This is a genomic window from Nostoc sp. C052 (assembly GCF_013393905.1).
GTDB lineage: Bacteria > Cyanobacteriota > Cyanobacteriia > Cyanobacteriales > Nostocaceae > Nostoc.
The window spans coordinates 2348965-2369023 of the sequence record NZ_CP040272.1; the positions used below are offsets into that span (position 1 = coordinate 2348965).

Below are 20059 nucleotides of genomic sequence, written 5' to 3' on the forward strand. Positions count from 1 at the left end.
ATCGCCGTCTCTACAAGCGTTTTGTTTTATTGATGAGTGCGATCGCCAAAAAATAGACTTGCATAATTTTACGCCCTTTAAAACCGCGATGTCTGGCAACAAGGGTCTACGCACCTCAATACTGTTCGGTTAAGCATTTTTAACTTGAAATTGGGTTTGGGGAAAAGGTTAAGGGGTAAAGGTTAAAGGTTTTTCTTTTCCCTTTTACCGTTCCCCTTTTCCCCTTAACCGAAAGGTATTGCTACGCACCTAAGCTATAGTTTTTAGTTCAAAATAGAGATAACATATCCTTATAATATCAATATCATTGATGCCAACTTCTTCAGCTACTACTATTCCTTATTTAATTGCTGCTGGTTTTCATGCTCTTTCCGAACCACTCAGGATTAGTGTGCTGGAATTGCTGCGCCAGCGAGAATTATGTGTATGTGATTTGTGCGAAGTCTTGGGGGTAAGTCAGTCGAAACTATCTTTTCACCTCAAAACCCTCAAAGAAGCTGGCTTAGTTAACTCCCGTCAGGAAGGACGTTGGATTTATTACAGTTTGAATTTGCCCCAATTCAGTATTTTAGAGAAATATTTGGCAGATTTTACCCATAATCAGGTAATCTCATCTGCGCGTCCCTGCTGCGATTAGGACAAGATTTTAAAGCAATACAGTTCAGAATGGGCAACAAAACACTTGTAGAGACGTAGCAGTGCTACGTCTCTACATTCATTTTCGGAGATGTCTAATGTACATCTGTGCGTCCCTACAAACTATTGCCCCAATTGCTATATATCAACTTTTTTTGATGAATTTTTATGTGTAGTGTTATGCTTGTTATTGACATATCAAGTTTTTTTGAAATGATATAAACATCCTTTCAAAATTACCGATAACGGTGAAGTCAATGAACGCAATAGCAAAAAAATTAGCGCTCTTATTTGGAGTGTTGGCTTTTGCGATCAGTTGCACAGCTACACCCAATTCATCTACTAAAACTTAGCGATCGCCGACGGTTACAAAGGATAGTTTTAGGCATGGACAATCATCCAAACCAACCAACTTGTTCATGATGAAACTTTGAATAATGCCAGTTGTATGAACTCTCTAATGAACAAAAAAACTTCCAAACGCCTCTCCTTTATTGACCGCTTCCTGACCTTGTGGATTTTTTTAGCAATGGCAATCGGTGTTGGTATTGGCTATTTTTTTCCGGGAGTAGAAGCGTTTATCAACCAGTTCCAAGTAGGAACAACCAATATACCAATTGCCATCGGGTTAATTTTGATGATGTATCCGCCACTAGCTAAGGTGCGATACGAAGAGTTAGGAGATGTATTTCGCAACGGAAAAATTCTTGGTGTGTCACTACTTCAGAATTGGATTATTGGGCCAATTTTGATGTTTTCTCTGGCGGCAATCTTCTTACACGGTTATCCAGAATATATGACGGGATTGATTCTGATTGGATTAGCCCGTTGTATTGCAATGGTAGTTGTTTGGAGTGATTTGGCACGAGGTAATACAGAGTACACGGCTGGATTGGTTGCCTTTAATAGTATTTTTCAAGTCATCTTTTATAGTCCTTATGCCTGGTTTTTCATCACTGTGCTACCGCCATTATTTGGGTTAAAAGGCAATGTTGTTAATGTCAGCATTGCCGAGATTGCTAAAAGTGTATTTATCTATCTTGGTATTCCCTTTTTAGCTGGATTTTTCACTCGTTTCTTTTTAGTAAAAGTGAAAAGCAAGCAGTGGTATCATGAGGAATTTGTGACTAAAATTAGCCCGATTACGCTGATTGCTCTGCTATTTACAATCGTGGTTATGTTCAGCTTGAAAGGCCATTTGATTGTTCAGATACCCTTAGATGTAGTGAAGATTGCAATTCCGCTGATCGTCTATTTCGTCATTATGTTTCTGGTCAGCTTTTATATGGCTTGGCAGATTAAGACAGACTATTCTAGAGCCGCCAGTGTTGCGTTTACAGCCGCCGGAAATAATTTTGAACTGGCGATCGCAGTGGCGATCGCAGTGTTTGGCATTAATTCGGGTGTGGCATTTGCTGCTGTTGTCGGGCCTCTGGTAGAAGTGCCTGTGTTGATTGGTCTGGTTAATGTTGCTTTCTGGTTTGAAAAACGTTATTTTACAACATCTGAGTCAAGAACCTTTTAAATATTTGAAAAATCCGACGAGGAGCAAAATTATGGCACTGCTAAAAACTCATGTGGCTTTGAATGTTACTGATATTGAGAAGTCTGTAACATTTTATCGGGCAATGTTTGGCGTCGAACCTGTGAAATATAAGCATGACTACGCCAAGTTTGATATTTCTAGTCCAGCGTTAAATCTAACACTAAATTTAGCATCTAGTATTCAGGTTGGTGGTGCATTGTCTCACTTGGGTGTACAAGTTGAAAGTACAGAAGAAGTGCGATCGGCTATCCAAAGGTTTACGGAGGCAGGATTGGCATTATTTACTGAGGATGATACTGATTGTTGCTACGCTTTGCAAGATAAAGTTTGGGTAACAGATCCAGATGGGAATCGCTGGGAAGTCTTTGTGGTGAAGGTGGGAGATACAACGCCAGAACAAAATTTGGTGGTGGGACAGGCTGTTAATAAGTCGTGTTGTGGGTAAAAAGAAAGAAGAGAAAACGAACCGCCAAGACCCTAAGGACGCAAAGGTAAGAATTGATGAAGAAGGTAATGTTTGTTTGTAAGCATAATTCGCGGCGATCGCAAATGGCAGAGGGATTTACGCGAATATTAGGAGAAGGTAAAGTTGCTGTTGCTAGTTCAGGTTTGGCAGCAAGTGAGGTAGATCCTGTCACTGTTGAGGTTATGGCGGAAATTGGGATTGATATTAGCAATCAAACTTCTAAGCCTTTAAGTGATTTCAATGCTGATGATTATAATGCTGTGATTTCATTATGTGGTTGTGGTGTTAATTTACCTGAAGAGTGGGTATTAAGAGAGGTGTTTGAAGATTGGCAACTTGATGACCCCGCAGGGCAATCAATTGAAACTTTTCGCCGCGTTCGAGATGAAGTTAAGGAACGAGTTGTAAACTTAATTGAGAGACTCAATTAATAATTGCTACGACTATAAAACAGGAGTCAGAATACAGAATTCAGAATACTCCTATAGAATTCATACTGAATTCTGACTCCTGAGTTCTGAATTCTTCTGATAAATTAGGTTAGCGATCGCTCGAAGTAATTTAGCTGGCTCCACAGGCTTGGTGATATGCCGCTCAAATCCGGCGGCAATTACCTGTTGATAATCAGCCTCACCAGCATAAGCTGTCAGGGCGATCGCCGGAATTTCCCCTCCTTCTTCTAGTGACATCGCTCTAATTTGACGAATCAGCATATAGCCGTCTACTTCCGGCATTCCAATGTCGCTTAACAGCAGATTTGGCTGGAACTGAGGCATAATTCCTAGTGCTTCTATCGCCGATGCAGACTGAATTACTACCGCGCCAGATTGCTCTAAAATAAAAGCAATTAATTCTCGCGTATCACGCTCATCATCTACAAGCAGAACTTTCAACCCATTTAAATCGGGCAAATCATCAGGTCGAGAGACAACTTGGTGACTATTTAGATCGATCTCGATCAGCGGTAACATGACTGTAAAGGTTGCTCCCTGTTCTTCACCGAAACTTTCTGCCTTAACTGTGCCGCCATGTAACTCGACAATATGACGAACAATAGCTAATCCCAATCCCAGTCCGCCGAATTTTCTAGTGGTTGCGCCATCAGCTTGTCGGAAGTAGTCAAAGACATAAGGTAAAAAGTCAGAGCTAATTCCCTTACCTGTATCACGCACTTGCAGCTGAACCTGAGAACCAATAGACTGTAAACTGATTTCTACCTGTCCACCTTGGGGTGTAAACTTAATCGCATTGGAAAGTAAATTCCAGATAACTTGTTGCAAGCGACTGGAATCACCTGTTACTAAAAATTTGGAGTTGCGACTTTGGGGTGTTTCTAGCACAATTTGAACTGGGGATTTGAGATTGTCTGGTTGCTGATTAAAATGGATCGATTCTAAATTTCTGTCAGAATTTTCTAATTCAAAATCTAAAATTGTAAATTTCAAATTAATAGATTTGGCTTCAGCAGCTAGACGTACAGTTTCTATGGCTGCGGCGATCGCAGTTTCCAGATTCACAGGAGCAATATTCAGACTCAGTTTACCTTGCAGAATGCGAGATACATCTAACAAATCTTCGATTAATTGAGTTTGCAACTTGGCATTGCGCTCAATGGTTTCCAGAGCGCGAGTAGTGGTTGCTTCATCATACTTTTTCATTTGGAGTAACTTCGACCATCCCAGGATTGGGTTTAGCGGCGTGCGAAGTTCGTGAGAAAGAACCGCCAAAAATTCATCTTTGATTCGGTTAGCTTGGATCAATTCTTCCTTCCGTCGCTGTAACGAAGCCATTAACTGAGCGCGTTCCAGAGCAACCGCTACCTGATCGGAAGTTGCTTGTAATAGAGCAATTTCCCCAGAAGTAAAGTGAGTACGGGTGCGACTAGCAAAGGAAAGGACACCAAGCAGCTTACCCTGAGCAATTAATGGTTGACCTGCGTAAGCTGTAATTTCTAAAGCACGGAGAATGTGAGCATTTGGATGGGTAGAATGCGGCACATTATTGACGACGATTTGACGGCGTTCTTGCACCACTAGTCCGCACATCCCCTCATTCAATTCCAGGTATTCAATTGCTTGAAATACTTCATCAGTAATACCGTTCCAAGCCACTAATCGAAGTTTCTGCTTGTTTTCGTGTGTATCAATTAGATAGTGAAAGTAAAAATGCAAATCCATCTGCGCCGATAGTTTGCTAAACAAGCTGTTCATGAGATCCAAGGGGCGCTCGGTTGAAAGCAAATCACTGGTTGTTTCTGAGAGGAGTTTAAGTCGTTCACTGCGCTCTTGTAAGGCTTGTTCTGCAAGCTGACGTTCGCGAAGGGCGCGTTCGCGTTCGGTGATGTCAATCGCAACTCCCCCTACTAGGCGTTGCCCAGATGCATCGGCAATGGGAAACTTATAGATCAAAAATTCGCCAAGAGTGCCATCTGTGCGTGGAGCAGACTCGATAGTTTGAATAACTTGATTCGTCTCGGCAACTATTCTAATGTTATCGAGGAGGGGTTGAGCGATTTGGACTGGGTAGAGGTCAACAATGTTTTTATTAATCGCCTTATTTTTTGCTAAATTAAATGTCCTCAAATAAGTTGGACTGAGGTAAAGTACACGCCCCTCTGCATTGGTAATCCAGGCGGCGGCGGGGATATTATCCATAAAAGCTTGAAATTGCTCTTGACTCTGACTCAGCGCTTTTTTCGCTTGTTTGAGATCGCTAATATCCAGAATTAATGCGACTGATTTCTGACGAGATTCTCCCAAAAGGGAATAGCCAACGACAACCGGCACGATGGAACCATCTTTGCGAATACATTCTTTTTCATAAGGAGTGCAGGTTCCCTTCGCTGTTGCCTCAGCAATAGCTAGTTCATCTAAATAAAGATACTCAGAGGGGGTAATATCAGCCCATCGTAATTTCCCTGCTTGAATATCCTCTTGGGTATAGCCGACAATTCGCAAAAACTCGTCGTTGGCTTCCGTGATGCTACCATTAACATCACCAAAAATAATACCAACTACATTCGCTTTGACAAAACTCCTGAGCCGCTCCTCGCTTGCTTGAATTGCCTTCTCTGCCTGCTTGCGAGGGCTGATATCTGTAGTGCTACCAACTAAGCGTACTGGATTTCCATCAGCATCACGTTGTACCACTACCACCTGATCTAATACGTGTATATATTGATTATTCTGGTGGCGAATTCGATACTCAGCAGTATAGCGATCGCTATTTGCCAAAGCAACTACCGCCTCTTCTTGTACACGTTGCAAATCTTCTGGATGGACAAGTTCACACCACCAATTACCCGTTGGTTGAGCTTCTGCGAGGGAATAGCCCAAAATTCGGGTTAACCCCTCGGTTCTTTCAACGGTATTCTGTTCTAGATTCCAATCATAGATGAGACAATTGACGGCAGAGGCGGCTAACTCAAACCGCTCGTTAGCTTGCTTTAATGCTACTTCTGCTTGGTTGCGTACACTCAAATCAACAACAAAGCCAATGACGGTTTCTTCAGTGTCTCCCAACATTACAGAACCGAGCAGAACCGGAATGCGATCGCCATCTTTACGAATGTATTCTTTCTCAAAAGGCTTACAGACTCCGGTAGTTTTCAGTTCTGCCACTAAACGCTCACTTAAAATCAGATACTCAGGCGGGGTAATCTCGCGCCAGTTCATTTGATTAGCAGACAAATCTTCTCGCGTATAGCCGATCATGTTCAGAAAAGCATCATTGGCTTCCACGATCGAGCCATTATTCATATCAGTTACGACAACCCCAATGATGTTGGATTCTGCCAGTCGGCTAAACCGCATTTCGCTATTTTGCAACAAGTTTAGGCTTGTCTCTGCTTTGCGTCTAGCAGTTTGTAACTCTGAAGAAAGGGCGGTAATTAAAAAAGATACGAGTGAGAATGTGGTTAGTTGTACCAAAACTTTCAGGCTGAGGAAATGGAAGGAGTAGACTGGCTCCATCAAAAAATAGAGCGAGATTGCAACCGATAAAGCGATCGCTAATACTCCCAGTCTCATACCGCCATACCAGGCGCTCACTGCTACAGCTGCATAAAATAATGTAAATACGCTCGGTTCAAAAACTGGCAGTAACAGTTTTGTCAACAGTAGCGCCGCTATGATTGTCAAAATCATCACACCATAAGCTATTAACCGAGAACGCATCATCAAAATTTTTTCTGGTACTTTCACCATCATCTTAAGAGTCCTCCCGTTGCTCCGGTTTTGGGAGATACTCGTTCATCAGTCTTTTGGGTTCGCCCATCTTCTCTAACATTTCTTCAATTAGCTTTAGTGCCATTTGTGAAGGCACTGTAGATCCGTTCTCCCAACGATTTACTGTTCGCAGAGAAACTCCCAACTTGGCTGCAAACTTTTCTTGAGAGAGATCGAGTTGCTGCCGAAGTTCACGGATTAAATCTGAAATTTTGACTGGTTTTCCTAGTTCCATAGTAGGAAGAGTAGGACAGGTGTCTCGCCATTTGTCTCCAGCTTGAGGAAGAATTTCAAGAATCATCAGTTGTTATCAATTTCATCTTTTGGCGAAATACCAATATTCAGTTATCAGTGTTCACGGATTACTGTTCACTGTAGAAGCTATATATAAAATAAACATTAAATTTTGTCTAATAAGCGATTGATAATAGTAAGATAATTGCCGATTTGACTAATAATTTTCAGCGATCGCACACAACCAAAAACTTTGTGGTGCGTAATCTTTCCATCATTTATACCAAAGCTAATTTTATATATAAATAACCTATATATAAGTTATAGTTAATACTTTTCGTCGTGAGCATCCCAGATATGCAAGTTATATCAAACTCAAGTTACAAATTGTCATTGCGGGCGCAACGTAGTGAAGTGAAGCAATCCGATATCTTGCGATTGCTTCTCAGGGTTAGCGCGTCTCAAATACTATTGACAAGCGGACTTGCCTGATCAGCAATCAGCTTGGAAACAAAGTGGCACAATTCGAGCTAGGGTAAGATTTAATCCATCTAGGTGCAAGGTTCGAGTAATGTCAACCGGATTTGAATTTCAGGAATATTTTACACAAGTAAACAAGATCAAGCCTTTTTTAGAGCTATTCAAGAAGTTGATAAAGTCCGTGATTTTTTAGCTACTCCTGAAAATATCTTGGTAAATACAAGCACAAAACACGGTAAAATAGCTGAACAAGTAGAAGTTGGTATTCGTAATGCTAAATCGCTCTTCGTACTGCTCAAAAATTACAAGAAAAAGTTCAAGAAATAGAGCAAATGTCTGGTCATCCATTTAGCCAAACTGTTAGACCGAGATTATCTAACTATTCAGATGTAAAAATAGGTAAAGTCGATGAGACACTAGCTCACCATGAGAAAGCATTAAAGAGAAATAACGCAGAAATTAAAGACAGAATACGTACCGAAGCTCAACCTAACATAGCTTATTATTCACAATGTAGATGAGCTAGACTTATTCATGTTTAGCTGAGTGCGACTGAAGAATACAATTTTATAAAAATCGGGACTGAGAAATAAATCTCAGTCCCGATAAAAAAGCGGGCTAACCGCTATTTATATGGTTAACCCGTGCAGCTTTGGGAACGCGCAGAGAAATTGTTATTGCAATACCAACTTCACATTGGCGTTTTGCAAACCGCGCTGTTTTACTTCAGCCAAAGTTTTGTTAACGGCATACTTTTGGTTGATTGAGTTGATCAACTCGGTTTGGTTGTGCTTCTTAGCAACGCCCCACAAGTCAGCGATTAGGTCAAAAGAACCATCGCTATTGCGAGACCAGCCGAGGTCATATTCGCCTTCCAACACGGCAACGATGTCAGAACGGACACGCTGACCGTTATAACCACGGACATCAGCTTCAGTCTTTACGCTAATACCGAGGTCGCGCAAGGAAGCCTTGAGGATTTCGGCATCGGTGATTTTGGTACGCAGGGTGCTAAAGTGAGACATTTGGGTTTCCTCCAATGAGAAGATTGAGAAAAACGACAACGGTTTGTTTTGGGCGAAGCCGCGCTTAACAGGATGCGGCTTTTCTTATAACTGCTAGCATTTTCAGCTAGCCTTTCCCCCTGGGATGGCAGAGGAAAGCTTTTAAAACTCCATTCGCTGATATTCAGCTACGGAGGATGCTGCGGGGCGGGCGCGCTGTCTGGCCCAATCTCTCAGAGCCGTTACTTGTTCTTGCATCGTTCGAGACAGCGGCAATGTTGCCTTCAGTGCAGCAATAATATCTAGTTGGGTGAACTCCCGATCTTGGGCAAAAGCTTCATACATTGCCGCAACGATCGCTTGCTCAACTTCTGCCCCAGAAAATCCGTCAGACATCTTGGCTAGTTGCTCAAGATCGAATCGAGAGATGTCTTCACGGCGTTTCGTCAGGTGAATATTGAAAATGTGCTGCCGTTCTTCCGGTGTTGGCAGATCGACAAAGAATATTTCATCAAAGCGTCCTTTCCTCAAGAATTCGCCAGGTAAGCGTTCTACTCGGTTGGCAGTTGCCATCACGAACACTGGTGATTTCTTATCCTGCATCCATGTAAGGAAGGAGCCGAAGATTCTACTTGAAGTCCCCCCATCAGAATCAGATGAACCTCCACTACCAGCAAAGGATTTATCCAATTCATCGATAAATAAAATCGCTGGGGAAATAGATTCTGCTGTTTTCAGGGCGTTTCGCAGATTTGCCTCACTTCGTCCCACCATTGAGCCGTCGTAGACTCGCCCCATATCTAACCGTAGCAGTGGTAAACCCCACAGCCGGGAAGTAGTTTTGGCAATCAACGATTTACCGCAACCGGGAACTCCTAAAATTAACATCCCCTTTGGTTGAGGCAAACCATACTCTCTCGCTCTTTCTGTAAAGGCGTTAGAGCGTTGCTTGAGCCATCTTTTTAACTCTTCTAAGCCACCTACAGCATCAATGGTTTCATCTTCTTCAATGTATTCTAAGATGCCATTGCGCCGAATTAGTTGCTTTTTCTCAGATAAAACGATATCTACTTCATCTTCCGTCAAACGCCCTGTAGTTACCTGTGCCTTACGATAGACTTTTTCAGCTTCGTCTTTAGTTAGACCTAAAGCGGCTCTGAGAAGTTTTTCTCTGGCTTCTGTTGTCAGTCGGCGACCACGATTTTGGTCTATATGGTGAGTTAAGACTTTGTTCAACTCAGCCATATCTGGCAATGTAAAGTCGAGAACGACAACTTCTTTTTCCAGTTCTATAGGTACTTGTTGCATTGGAGACATCAAAATGATGTTCTTCTGCATACCCTTGAAACTAGCGATCGCATCACGTAGCGATCTGTTAGTCGCAGGCGCATCTATAAAGGGGTGTAAATCTTTAAGAATAAATATACTTGGTTCTTTCTGCCGAATTATCCACTCAATCGCCGCCTCTGGAGACACGGTATTATGTTGAGTAACATTCCGGGGCTGACCATACTCGACAATCCCGTGCGTTACTGTCCAAATAAATACTCGGCGCTGGGGCTTTAACAACTGGGCGATTGTGGAAACTGCTAGCTCGGCCCGCTCTTCCTCGGAGGTCACAAGGTAGATTAAAGGGTATTGAGCTTGAATTAGGATATTGAGCTCTTCTTTCATACTTCGACCTACTTGAGACCTTATAGAGACAGTAGAGACATTACTTCTGGTAAAGACAACCAAATCATGAATATTTATCTAGCAAGGAACTAACTCTTCCTCGCCCTTGGGATTGGTTTCATCTTCATCCATCTCATCAATAGAAAGATGCTCTTGACCAACTACTCCTGGTTGATTGCCTAAAGTAACCAGTTCCCCATCACGTAATACTAGTGAGCTATCACAAGTCGGGCATGAATAAACTCTATGAGTCCGCCCATAACTAGAATCTTCTAACTCGTCAACTAATTCTTGATTAGACAGGTAAAAACCAAGGGCACGCTCGGCAAGTTCTGACATTGGCTCGGAATCGATTGCTGAACGAATCTTCAGTTTTCTGTGCAACTCTGACGATAAATACAAAGTGACCTTTTGCTTAGTTTGCGTTTGCATATAACTCTTTAACGGTCTTACCCGGGTATGTATATCAAGTTATCGGTTCTTTTCTTGCTTGTCAAGACAGTAAAACGTTTTAACGGCACTTTCGTTACATTTATTTATATTTGGAGATGAGATGCTAATGAATCAGGCTGAAACTGGGAATTAGCGATCGCTAAACCAACAACAATAAAGTAATGATTGCCGGGCTTGGCTTATTTTCTAGTGATTTGGAGCGTCAGCGGATTAAAGTTGAACACCTTTCCGGTTGTAAACAACTGATATCCACAGGAAACGCCAGCGAATGACACGAGCATCGAAAAAAGAGACACTGAACCGATTACCACACCACTGGCGATGAAGAGGGCAATTCCGATGCCAATCAACACCCATCCCAGTATCCGATTATCGCGTCCACCCCAATTTAGAGCTACTATACCTCCCATACACAGCAAAATCCCAGGTGTGCTGCGTAAATAAACACTTATATAAATGCTTGTACTTAAAAAAGTAATCCCTGCTAGAATTAGCCCTAAACCAATAAGCTTACTAGCAAGAATTACTTGATCTTCCTCTTCTTTACCGATGGTAGGTGCTGTAATTTTTGTTGGTGCAGAGTTTGGTGTAGGATTTTTTGTGGCAGATGCAGAGTGCTGCTGCACCCTAAACATGAAAGTTATTTTGTCTCCTTGTCCAAGTGAAACTCTGTCTCCTGGATGCAGTGGACAAAAAACTTGAGGTTGAAGTTTCGTGCCGTTAATGTATGTGCCATTAGAACTGCCCAAATCGGTGATATGGTATTCATCTCCATTTCTCCAAATTTGCGCGTGAATGCGAGATGCCACATCCGAATCTGGTAAGCCAGAAATATCAATATCTGGTGGTTTTTGGTCGTTTGGCTTACCGATACAAATTACCGAAAGATTGGCTGGAAATTGTAAAGATGTGTTGGTTTGGAAGTGAAAAAGCTCTAAAGTTAGCTCGGCTGTCTGAGATGCACTGTACATAAGCTGTCTGATAAAGCACTCTTTATAAGCTTCTCTACTGAGAGCTTAAAAGAGAATGGTAAATATCCTGAAAGAATATTGAACTTTTAATGAGTGCTTTTTTAGTGCAAGGTATTGATCTTGGCAAAAAGTGTAATGTAAATGGCTACTGCTAATAAAACTTGTAGTTTGGGGCGAAGAATTTATCGGTTTGCCGCCAGCGTTAGCGGAGTCATTGCCCTGTTAATAATTTTGTGGGGTTGTACTGCAAATGATTTTAACGCTGGAGCGATCGCCTGGAAAACTTATACTAACTCTCGTTATGGCTTTGAATTTCCATATCCGAGTACCTGGACTCCTTTAGCAGCCCCAGCAAACGATGATGGAATTGCGTTTATTTCACCACAGGACAAATCAGTGGAAATTCGGGGATGGGCAAGTCATCAGCTACCAAATTCGATTGTTACAGATCAAGAGTCTGTGAAAAAGATACAACCAAACTTTCAAACCACTCAAGGAGTTTCTGGGGTGGTAGTTGTAGAAGTTGATCAACAAGTAGGTTCCATGACACTGACACTAACTCAGGGTCAAGTGAAATACCATTTGCGGGGACGAAGCAAGAGCCAAAAATTTCAAGATTACTATCGTTTGTTTTATTACATTGCCCAGCAGTATCGGATTACGAAGTCTTGAGGTATGGGGTATGGGGATAAAGGAGATGAAAAAGCAAGGGAGCAGGGAGCTAGGGAGAAGAGTTTTCCCCCAGCAACAGCAGCACCCCGCCCCTCTGCCTCTTCTCCATACCCAATCCCCAATCCCCAAAATCCACATCTCCCTCAGAATGATGATTGAGAGGGGACAGAAACCTGATAAATTTAGCTATCAGCGAGTAAAAACTAGTGAAAATGAAAGTCCTGGTTATTGGTGGTGATGGATATTGCGGTTGGGCAACTGCTCTTTACCTTTCCAATCGAGGTTATGAAGTTGGAATTTTAGATAGTTTGGTGCGGCGGCACTGGGATAATGAACTTGGTGTCGAAACTCTTACTCCCATCGCACTAATTCAGCAACGCCTCCAGCGCTGGCAAGATTTGACAGGTAAATCGATCGACTTGTTCATCGGCGATATTACAAATTACGAATTTCTCCATAAAACATTACAGCAATTTCAACCAAATGCTCTTGTGCATTTTGGTGAACAGCGTTCAGCCCCATTTTCCATGATTGACCGAGAACACGCAGTTCTCACCCAGGTCAATAATGTAGTTGGGACGTTGAACTTACTGTACGCAATGCGCGAAGATTTCCCCGACTGTCATTTGGTGAAGCTGGGGACAATGGGAGAATACGGTACACCCAACATCGACATTGAAGAAGGGTATATCACCATTGAACACAATGGACGCAAGGATACCTTACCTTATCCCAAGCAGCCTGGGTCAATGTACCATTTAAGCAAAGTCCATGATAGTCATAACATCCACTTTGCTTGCCGGATTTGGGGATTGCGGGCAACTGATTTAAATCAGGGTGTAGTTTATGGCGTTTTAACCGAAGAAACGGGGATAGACGAACTATTGATTAATCGGCTAGATTACGATGGTGTGTTTGGTACTGCACTAAACCGCTTTTGTATTCAAGCAGCCATTGGACATCCGTTAACTGTCTACGGTAAAGGTGGGCAAACTCGCGGATTTTTGGATATTCGGGATACAGTGAGATGTGTGGAATTAGCGATCGCTAACCCTGCTGAAGCTGGAGAATTCCGCGTATTTAATCAATTTACCGAACAATTCAGCGTTGGCGAATTGGCATTGATGGTGAAAAAAGCTGGTAACGCTATCGGGTTGAACGTAGAAATCAATCACCTAGATAATCCCAGAGTTGAGAAGGAAGAACATTACTTCAACGCGAAAAACACCAAATTGCTTGATTTAGGTTTACAGCCTCACTTGCTCTCTGATTCTCTCCTCGATTCTCTGTTAAACTTTGCCATTAAGTATCAGAAACGAGTTGATCACAAACAAATTCTGCCTAAAGTCTCTTGGCACAGAAATTAGGGTAAACTCTGCGTGCGGCTGATAACAGAAGCTTATTTAACTCAAGTCAGTAATTGGCCTGAAAATGGTCGTCATATTTTAGCACAATATGACGACCATTCAATTGTTGTTTATCAAGCGTATCGTCCATCTATTGGTAACTTCGCCGCCACCTATGGTTATTTTGGTGGTGAGTTTAGTTTTGACCGTATGAGTTGGATAAAACCTAACTTCCTCTGGATGATGTATCGTTCTGGATGGGGTACACAAAATGGACAAGAGGTAGTGTTAGCTATTTGGATTAAGCGTTCGGCTTTTAATGAAATTTTAGCGGCGGCTGTTCATTCCAGCTACGTTCCAGAACTTTATCCCGATAAAAGTATATGGCAAAAAGCATTGAAGCAATCACAAGTCCGTCTACAATGGGACCCAGACCATCACCCAACTGGGACAAAATTAGAAAGACGCGCTATTCAGTTAGGGTTACGTGGTGAAGTACTAGTTGCTTATGCCAAAGATTGGATTGTGAACATTGAGAACATCTCGGACTTTGTACAAAAACAGAGGCAAAACATTAAATCTGACTGTGCAGAGTTGATTACACCACAGGAGAGAGTCTATTCTGTGTTTGATACCGAAACGCAAGCAAAGCTGAGATTATCTGCCTGGACTGAATAGTTTTTTATGAGAATTGCTTTATTTACCGAAACCTTTTTACCCAAGGTTGACGGCATTGTAACGCGCCTACGCCATACTGTTGACCATCTACAGCGCAGTGGTAATCAAGTGCTGGTGATTGCCCCAGATGGAGGCATCACAGAACACAAAGGCGCTAAAGTTTACGGTGTTACTGGCTTTCCTCTGCCATTGTATCCAGAATTGCAAATGGCATTACCCCGCCCAGCTATTGGTTATGTTTTAGAAGAGTTTAAGCCTGATATTATTCATGTCGTAAATCCAGCAGTTTTGGGTTTAGCAGGTATATTTTATAGCAAAATCCTCAAAATTCCCTTGGTGGCGTCTTATCATACCCATTTACCCCAATATCTCCAACATTACGGTTTGGCTATGTTAGAAGGGTTTCTTTGGGAACTGCTAAAAGGCGCTCATAATCAAGCAGCTTTGAATCTGTGTACTTCCACAGCAATGGTTGAGGAACTGACAGCACACGGTATTGAACGTGTAGATTTATGGCAGCGCGGAGTAGATACAGAATTATTTCACCCCGATTTAGCTAGTGTAGAGATGCGATCGCGCTTATCGCAAAATCATCCAGAAAGTCCATTACTACTTTACGTTGGGCGGCTTTCGGCGGAAAAAGAGATTGAGCGCATCAAACCAATTTTAGAAGCAATTCCCCAAGGGCGGTTAGCATTAGTTGGGGATGGGCCCCACCGTCAAGCATTGCAAAAACACTTTGCTGGTACAAACACTTATTTTGTGGGGTATCTCATGGGACAAGAATTAGGTTCTGCCTTTGCGAGTGCTGATGCCTTTATCTTTCCTTCCCGTACAGAAACACTGGGCTTAGTATTACTAGAAGCGATGGCTGCTGGCTGTCCGGTGGTAGCAGCCCGTTCTGGGGGAATTCCCGATATTGTGACAGATGGCGTAAATGGATATCTTTTTGAGCCAACAGCAGATATTCAAGGGGCATTAGCTGCTACTGTTCGCCTCTTAGAACAAAAACAACAACGAGATATCATCCGCAAAAATGCTCGTCAGGAAGCAGAAAGTTGGGGTTGGGCAGCTGCGACCAGACAGCTACAAGATTACTATCAAAAAGTGATATTTTCTCAAGACTTGACAAAATAGGGTAATGGGAGATGAGCTAGCACGGGAAGAAGAAAGATTATTGCCCAATGCCTAAAATCTAAAATTCCCATAACCGAAACAGACTCATGATACAAGCCCATTTATTTATGGTAATTATTAATTTTGAATTTTGAATTTTTAATTCGGAGCGAAGCGACGTGACACTCCCCAACCCTGGCAGCGTCTTGGCTACATTAACTGAACTAACTCAAGTTAATCGTACTCACGCCCTACTGCGTCGCGTTAAAGACTTATCTGTTAACGAATTTGTTTGCTTACTTGACTTTATAACTGCTGAGTTCCAGCAATTTCTGAGAGCTATTGAACTAATCAATAATGAAGCTCTAGAAACTATGTTGGAGAAAGTATTAGAAGCCATCACACTCAAAATCGGTCAAATTCTCCAAGCAGAACATACAGCTATTTTTTTAGTTGACTATGACAAAGGTCAATTGTGGTCGAAAGTTCCCCAAGATAATACTCAAAAATTCTTAGAAATTCGTACTCCCATTACAGTGGGTATCCCTGGTCATGTTGCGAGTACAGGTCAATATCTCAATATATCTGAAACTTATACTCATCCGCTATTTAGCCCAGAGCTTGAAAAACAAATGGGCTACAAAATACATAACATTTTATGTATGCCCGTTATTAGTAGTAAAAATAAGACTGTAGCGGTAGTACAACTAGCTAATAAAACCGGGAATGTTCCGTTTAATCATGATGATGAAGAACGTTTTCGAGACTTTGCCGCCTCTATTGGTATTATTCTAGAAAGCTGCCAATCTTTTTATGTTGCTGCTCGTAATCAAAGAGGCGCAACGGCTTTGTTACGGGCAACTCAGACACTAGGGCAAAGTCTGGATTTAGAAGCAACTTTGCAAATAGTCATGGAACAAGCCCGAATTCTCATGCAGGCAGACCGCAGTACACTATTTTTATATCGTAAAGAGATGAGCGAACTCTGGACGAAAGTGGCAGCGGCGGCAGATGGCACAAACTTGATAGAAATCCGCATTCCTGCTAACCGTGGCATTGCTGGATATGTAGCTTCCACTGGTGAAGCCTTAAATATTTCTGATGCTTACAAAGACCCCCGTTTTGACCCAACGACAGATAGAAAAACTGGCTATGTAACTCGCAATATTCTGTGTTTGCCAGTATTTAATTCTGCAAATGAATTGATTGGTGTGACGCAATTAATTAATAAGCAACAAGGGAGTTTTACTGCTTCTGATGAAGAGTTTATGCGGGCTTTTAATAATCAAGCCGGAATTGCCTTAGAAAATGCTCGTCTGTTTGAAAATGTGCTATTAGAAAAACAGTATCAAAAAGATATTTTACAAAGTCTGTCAGATGCCGTGATTTCTACAGATATGGCAGGACAAATTGTCACGATTAATGATGCAGCATTGGAGTTGCTGGGTTGTCCGATAGGAGACGCCAATAGCAAGAATAACAAGCTTTTGTGGGAACAAAATTTGATTGGCCGCCTAGTTTGGGAAGTTGTGCCGATTGAAAATCTCCAAATGCGACTAGAAGATAGTCTCAAAACTGGAGCTAAACATTATGTGCCAGAGCAAAGTTTGATGGTGGGACTTTATCAAGTGCTGAGTGCTGTTAGCAGTAGCGGGACTCATCACTCAATTTTAGCAGTACGCGATCGCACTAACCCCGATATTTTCATTCCCTGGAATCAACCCCTCATTCCCCAATCTGAGTTTCTCACTGCTGATGAGGTACAAACATTAGAGCGCAGTACTAATCTCACTGTGAATCCCCTGACTAACCCAGAAGGCGGTGTACGCGGTGGTTTGGTGGTGTTGGAAGACATCAGTCAGGAAAAACGGATGAAAACTACCATGTCTCGCTACCTAACGCCTCATGTCGCTGAACAAGTGATGGCGCTGGGAGAAGATGCTTTAATGGTAGGCGAGCGCAAGGAAGTAACCATCTTATTTTCTGATATCCGGGGCTACACAACACTGACGGAAAATCTTGGTGCAGCTGAAGTGGTATTGCTGCTAAATCAGTATTTTGAAACGATGGTAGAGGCGGTTTTTAACCACGAAGGTACTCTCGATAAATTTATTGGAGATGCCTTAATGGCAGTATTTGGTGCGCCGTTACCACTTACAGAAAATCATGCTTGGAGGGCTGTGCAGTCAGCGTTAGATATGCGACAACGCTTGGAGGAATTTAACCAGCGGCGAATTATCCAGGCGCAACCACAAATTCGTATTGGCATTGGGATTAGTTCTGGGGATGTGGTTTCGGGTAATATTGGTTCCCGCAAACGAATGGATTACACCGTCATTGGAGATGGTGTAAATTTGAGTTCGCGCTTAGAGGCAGTAACAAAGGATTATGGCTGTGATATTATTTTAAGCGAATTTACTTACCAATTGTGCAGCGATCGCATTTGGGTGCGCCAATTAGATAAAATTCGAGTCAAAGGGAAACACCAGGCAGTTAATATCTACGAGTTAATTGGCGATCGCACTACTCCCCTAGATGCCAACACTCAAGAGTTTTTGTTTCATTATCATACTGGACGCGCTGCTTATTTATCGCGCAACTTCTCACAAGCGATCGCCTGTTTTGAAGCCGCCAAATGCATCCAACCCCAAGACCAAGCTGTTGATATCCACCTAGAACGTGCGAGGAATTATCAACAAACTCCGCCTCCAGAGTCCTGGGATGGTGTCTGGACAATGCTTTCTAAGTAGTCATTAGTCATTCTCCTTCTGACTAATGCCCAATTCTCTGCGTCTCTGGCTCAACCTTTAGCCTCTCCGTGGTCATCTTGAAACGGATCTTCGCCAATCCCTAGCTCTTTTTTTGAGCGTTTCAACTGTTTCCATAGATCCTTTATTTGTTCGTAAGCTGCACCTGGAGGTAGTTTTCCACCTGTTTCTAAGTTGCAAATGTAGCTGACCCGTTGAGCAAATTCCTGTAAATTTGCATTAAAAACCAAGTTTTCCGGCTTTACTTGACCGTAGTAGCGACCACGAGGGAAGAGAAAATCATCCTTGTTCACTATTTTATTCTCCAATTTCTTTAGTTCTCCTTCTATTTGAATCTCTGAAGCTGAATCACTAGCTAACCTAATTTTTACTTTTGTGAGACTGGGGTAGACCCATCACCCAAATCCTTTTCCTAATTGTTGATGCAGGAGTTGGTCAATTTAGATTTTGAGACTAGAGGATAAAGCTTAAAATATTTTTGTTGTAAATGTTACAAAAAAGCTTCTGCTAAAGTAACCAGAGGGAATATTTGACTTTCCTCCCAGTTGTCAATTTATCTCATCTTAATTTATGAAGTTCAAACTGTAATCAACTTCAGTCGAAACAATTAGATACATACTAAAACATACCCAAATATCTTAGCAAATTATATTTGCAACAATAAGTACATTTTATTTTATAAGCTTACTTAAGTAAATATACTATGTAGAAAAGCAAACTGTCCTCTGTTAAAAGTTAGAGATTTAGTTCTGAATCTCTGGCAACTAGCTACTGAAGAATCACCAAAAAGAGGGCATTAAACATTGGGCATTGGAAAGAGGCACAGGAGTAGGGTGCGGAGGGGAAAATTCTTCTTCCTTGCTGCCTGCTCCCTCATTAAAATAATCACCAATGGCTAATAGTTAATAACTAAAGATAAAATGGTGAAGCCTCAAAGGACAACTTTTGTCCATCGCCTAAAACTTTACCTGCCACCATGTCTGTTAATTCCAAGTTATACGAAGGCAAAGCGAAAATTCTCTATACAACGGACGATCCAGAAGTCCTGTTGGCTGATTTTAAGGATGATGCCACGGCGTTTAACGCCCAAAAGCGTGGCAGTATCCAAGGTAAAGGAAAAATCAATTGTAGCATTTCCAGCCAGCTTTTTAAACAGTTGGAGGCTTATGGTATAAAGACTCACTTTATCGACAGCCCTGCCCCAAATCAGATGCGAGTGAGGGCAGTCAAGATTTTCCCCTTAGAAGTAGTAATCAGAAATATTGCTGCTGGCAGTTTGTGTCAGCAAACAGGATTATCAGTGGGTACAATTCTGAAACAGCCTTTGGTTGAGTTTTATTACAAAAACGATCAGTTAGGAGATCCTTTGTTGACACGCGATCGTCTGTACCTGCTAGAACTAGCTACTGCGGAACAAGTAGACGCAATTACACATCTAGCATTGCAAATCAATGAATTTCTCAATAAATTTTGGCAGCGGTGCGGCATTACCCTAGTAGACTTCAAACTAGAGTTTGGCTTGGACTCACAACAGCAGTTGCTCTTGGCAGATGAAATTAGCCCCGACACCTGCCGTTTGTGGGATATTGCAGAAGAAGACTCAAACCGCCGGGTAATGGACAAAGACCGCTTTCGTCGGGACTTAGGAAAAGTAGAGGATGCCTACCAGGAAGTTTTACAAAGAGTGCTAAAAGCAGTAGAGAGTAATAGTTAAGTGCATAAAAATCAATTAAACTCGTGTGGATTGTCATTTGTCCTTTGTTATTCACCAATGACTAATGACCAATGA

Annotated in this window: 17 protein-coding genes; 10 read left to right on the plus strand and 7 right to left on the minus strand. The window is 42.1% G+C overall.

Annotated features, from left to right (window positions below; genetic code table 11):
* The first annotated feature begins 310 nt into the window (after positions 1–310).
* The 4 genes from FD723_RS09260 to arsC all read left to right on the plus strand — a co-directional run bounded on the left by FD723_RS09260 (position 311) and on the right by arsC (position 3079).
* On the plus strand, positions 311–637 hold the full coding sequence (locus FD723_RS09260) for a helix-turn-helix transcriptional regulator (RefSeq protein WP_179065073.1): 327 nt from the start codon (positions 311–313) through the stop codon (positions 635–637).
* 459 nt (positions 638–1096) lie between these two features.
* Positions 1097–2161: an ACR3 family arsenite efflux transporter gene (gene arsB / locus FD723_RS09265; RefSeq protein WP_179065074.1), complete on the plus strand. Its 1065-nt coding sequence runs from the start codon at positions 1097–1099 to the stop codon at positions 2159–2161.
* Positions 2162–2192: 31 nt separating this feature from the next.
* Positions 2193–2627 carry an ArsI/CadI family heavy metal resistance metalloenzyme gene (locus tag FD723_RS09270; RefSeq protein ID WP_179065075.1) on the plus strand — a complete coding sequence of 145 codons (435 nt, stop codon included), beginning with the start codon at positions 2193–2195 and terminating at the stop codon, positions 2625–2627.
* A gap of 56 nt (positions 2628–2683) precedes the next feature.
* Positions 2684–3079, plus strand: coding sequence for an arsenate reductase, glutathione/glutaredoxin type (gene arsC / locus FD723_RS09275; RefSeq protein ID WP_179065076.1), 396 nt, complete (start codon positions 2684–2686; stop codon positions 3077–3079).
* 60 nt (positions 3080–3139) lie between these two features.
* Here arsC and FD723_RS09280 read toward each other — a convergent pair whose 3' ends face one another.
* From FD723_RS09280 to FD723_RS09305, 6 genes are all read right to left on the minus strand, one after another.
* Positions 3140–6856: a PAS domain S-box protein gene (locus FD723_RS09280; protein ID WP_179065077.1), complete on the minus strand. Its 3717-nt coding sequence runs from the start codon at positions 6854–6856 to the stop codon at positions 3140–3142.
* Position 6857: 1 nt separating this feature from the next.
* Positions 6858–7175: a DNA-binding transcriptional regulator gene (locus FD723_RS09285; protein WP_306297016.1), complete on the minus strand. Its 318-nt coding sequence runs from the start codon at positions 7173–7175 to the stop codon at positions 6858–6860.
* A gap of 1087 nt (positions 7176–8262) precedes the next feature.
* Positions 8263–8613 (minus strand): DUF1257 domain-containing protein, encoded by a 351-nt coding sequence (locus tag FD723_RS09290; protein WP_015136553.1) that lies wholly within the window; start codon positions 8611–8613, stop codon positions 8263–8265.
* A gap of 141 nt (positions 8614–8754) precedes the next feature.
* Positions 8755–10266 carry an AAA family ATPase gene (locus tag FD723_RS09295; protein WP_179065078.1) on the minus strand — a complete coding sequence of 504 codons (1512 nt, stop codon included), beginning with the start codon at positions 10264–10266 and terminating at the stop codon, positions 8755–8757.
* 78 nt (positions 10267–10344) lie between these two features.
* Positions 10345–10698: a hypothetical protein gene (locus FD723_RS09300; RefSeq protein WP_094350627.1), complete on the minus strand. Its 354-nt coding sequence runs from the start codon at positions 10696–10698 to the stop codon at positions 10345–10347.
* A 200-nt stretch (positions 10699–10898) separates the two neighbouring features.
* Positions 10899–11690, minus strand: coding sequence for an FHA domain-containing protein (locus tag FD723_RS09305; protein ID WP_179065079.1), 792 nt, complete (start codon positions 11688–11690; stop codon positions 10899–10901).
* Between the two features lie 141 nt (positions 11691–11831).
* Between FD723_RS09305 and FD723_RS09310 the strand changes: the two genes are divergently transcribed.
* From FD723_RS09310 to FD723_RS09330, 5 genes are all read left to right on the plus strand, one after another.
* Positions 11832–12362 carry a hypothetical protein gene (locus FD723_RS09310; RefSeq protein WP_179065080.1) on the plus strand — a complete coding sequence of 177 codons (531 nt, stop codon included), beginning with the start codon at positions 11832–11834 and terminating at the stop codon, positions 12360–12362.
* 212 nt (positions 12363–12574) lie between these two features.
* On the plus strand, positions 12575–13729 hold the full coding sequence (locus FD723_RS09315; RefSeq protein WP_179069093.1) for an NAD-dependent epimerase/dehydratase family protein: 1155 nt from the start codon (positions 12575–12577) through the stop codon (positions 13727–13729).
* A 12-nt stretch (positions 13730–13741) separates the two neighbouring features.
* Positions 13742–14386: a DUF4291 domain-containing protein gene (locus FD723_RS09320; RefSeq protein ID WP_179065081.1), complete on the plus strand. Its 645-nt coding sequence runs from the start codon at positions 13742–13744 to the stop codon at positions 14384–14386.
* Between the two features lie 6 nt (positions 14387–14392).
* Positions 14393–15523 (plus strand): glycosyltransferase family 1 protein, encoded by a 1131-nt coding sequence (locus tag FD723_RS09325; RefSeq protein ID WP_179065082.1) that lies wholly within the window; start codon positions 14393–14395, stop codon positions 15521–15523.
* A gap of 158 nt (positions 15524–15681) precedes the next feature.
* A complete protein-coding gene (locus FD723_RS09330) occupies positions 15682–18252 on the plus strand; it encodes an adenylate/guanylate cyclase domain-containing protein (protein WP_179065083.1) in 2571 nt (856 codons plus the stop codon).
* 50 nt (positions 18253–18302) lie between these two features.
* On the opposite strand, the gene FD723_RS09335 is transcribed toward FD723_RS09330, so the two are convergent.
* The gene (locus FD723_RS09335) at positions 18303–18578 is read right to left on the minus strand and encodes a hypothetical protein (protein WP_179065084.1); all 276 of its coding nucleotides are present in this window, start codon (positions 18576–18578) and stop codon (positions 18303–18305) included.
* Between the two features lie 668 nt (positions 18579–19246).
* Here FD723_RS09335 and purC point away from each other — a divergent pair.
* On the plus strand, positions 19247–19984 hold the full coding sequence (gene purC, locus FD723_RS09340) for a phosphoribosylaminoimidazolesuccinocarboxamide synthase (protein ID WP_179065085.1): 738 nt from the start codon (positions 19247–19249) through the stop codon (positions 19982–19984).
* Positions 19985–20059 lie beyond the last annotated feature (75 nt).

Excerpts from the sequence above, each read along its gene's own strand:
- FD723_RS09260 (WP_179065073.1), top strand. The coding sequence starts at position 311 with ATGCCAACTTCTTCAGCTACTACTATTCCTTATTTAATTGCTGCTGGT.
- arsB (WP_179065074.1), top strand. The coding sequence starts at position 1,097 with ATGAACAAAAAAACTTCCAAACGCCTCTCCTTTATTGACCGCTTCCTG.
- FD723_RS09270 (WP_179065075.1), top strand. The coding sequence starts at position 2,193 with ATGGCACTGCTAAAAACTCATGTGGCTTTGAATGTTACTGATATTGAG.
- arsC (WP_179065076.1), top strand. The coding sequence starts at position 2,684 with ATGAAGAAGGTAATGTTTGTTTGTAAGCATAATTCGCGGCGATCGCAA.
- FD723_RS09280 (WP_179065077.1), bottom strand. The coding sequence starts at position 6,856 with ATGATGGTGAAAGTACCAGAAAAAATTTTGATGATGCGTTCTCGGTTA.
- FD723_RS09285 (WP_306297016.1), bottom strand. The coding sequence starts at position 7,175 with ATGATTCTTGAAATTCTTCCTCAAGCTGGAGACAAATGGCGAGACACC.
- FD723_RS09290 (WP_015136553.1), bottom strand. The coding sequence starts at position 8,613 with ATGTCTCACTTTAGCACCCTGCGTACCAAAATCACCGATGCCGAAATC.
- FD723_RS09295 (WP_179065078.1), bottom strand. The coding sequence starts at position 10,266 with ATGAAAGAAGAGCTCAATATCCTAATTCAAGCTCAATACCCTTTAATC.
- FD723_RS09300 (WP_094350627.1), bottom strand. The coding sequence starts at position 10,698 with ATGCAAACGCAAACTAAGCAAAAGGTCACTTTGTATTTATCGTCAGAG.
- FD723_RS09305 (WP_179065079.1), bottom strand. The coding sequence starts at position 11,690 with ATGTACAGTGCATCTCAGACAGCCGAGCTAACTTTAGAGCTTTTTCAC.
- FD723_RS09310 (WP_179065080.1), top strand. The coding sequence starts at position 11,832 with ATGGCTACTGCTAATAAAACTTGTAGTTTGGGGCGAAGAATTTATCGG.
- FD723_RS09315 (WP_179069093.1), top strand. The coding sequence starts at position 12,575 with ATGAAAGTCCTGGTTATTGGTGGTGATGGATATTGCGGTTGGGCAACT.
- FD723_RS09325 (WP_179065082.1), top strand. The coding sequence starts at position 14,393 with ATGAGAATTGCTTTATTTACCGAAACCTTTTTACCCAAGGTTGACGGC.
- purC (WP_179065085.1), top strand. The coding sequence starts at position 19,247 with ATGTCTGTTAATTCCAAGTTATACGAAGGCAAAGCGAAAATTCTCTAT.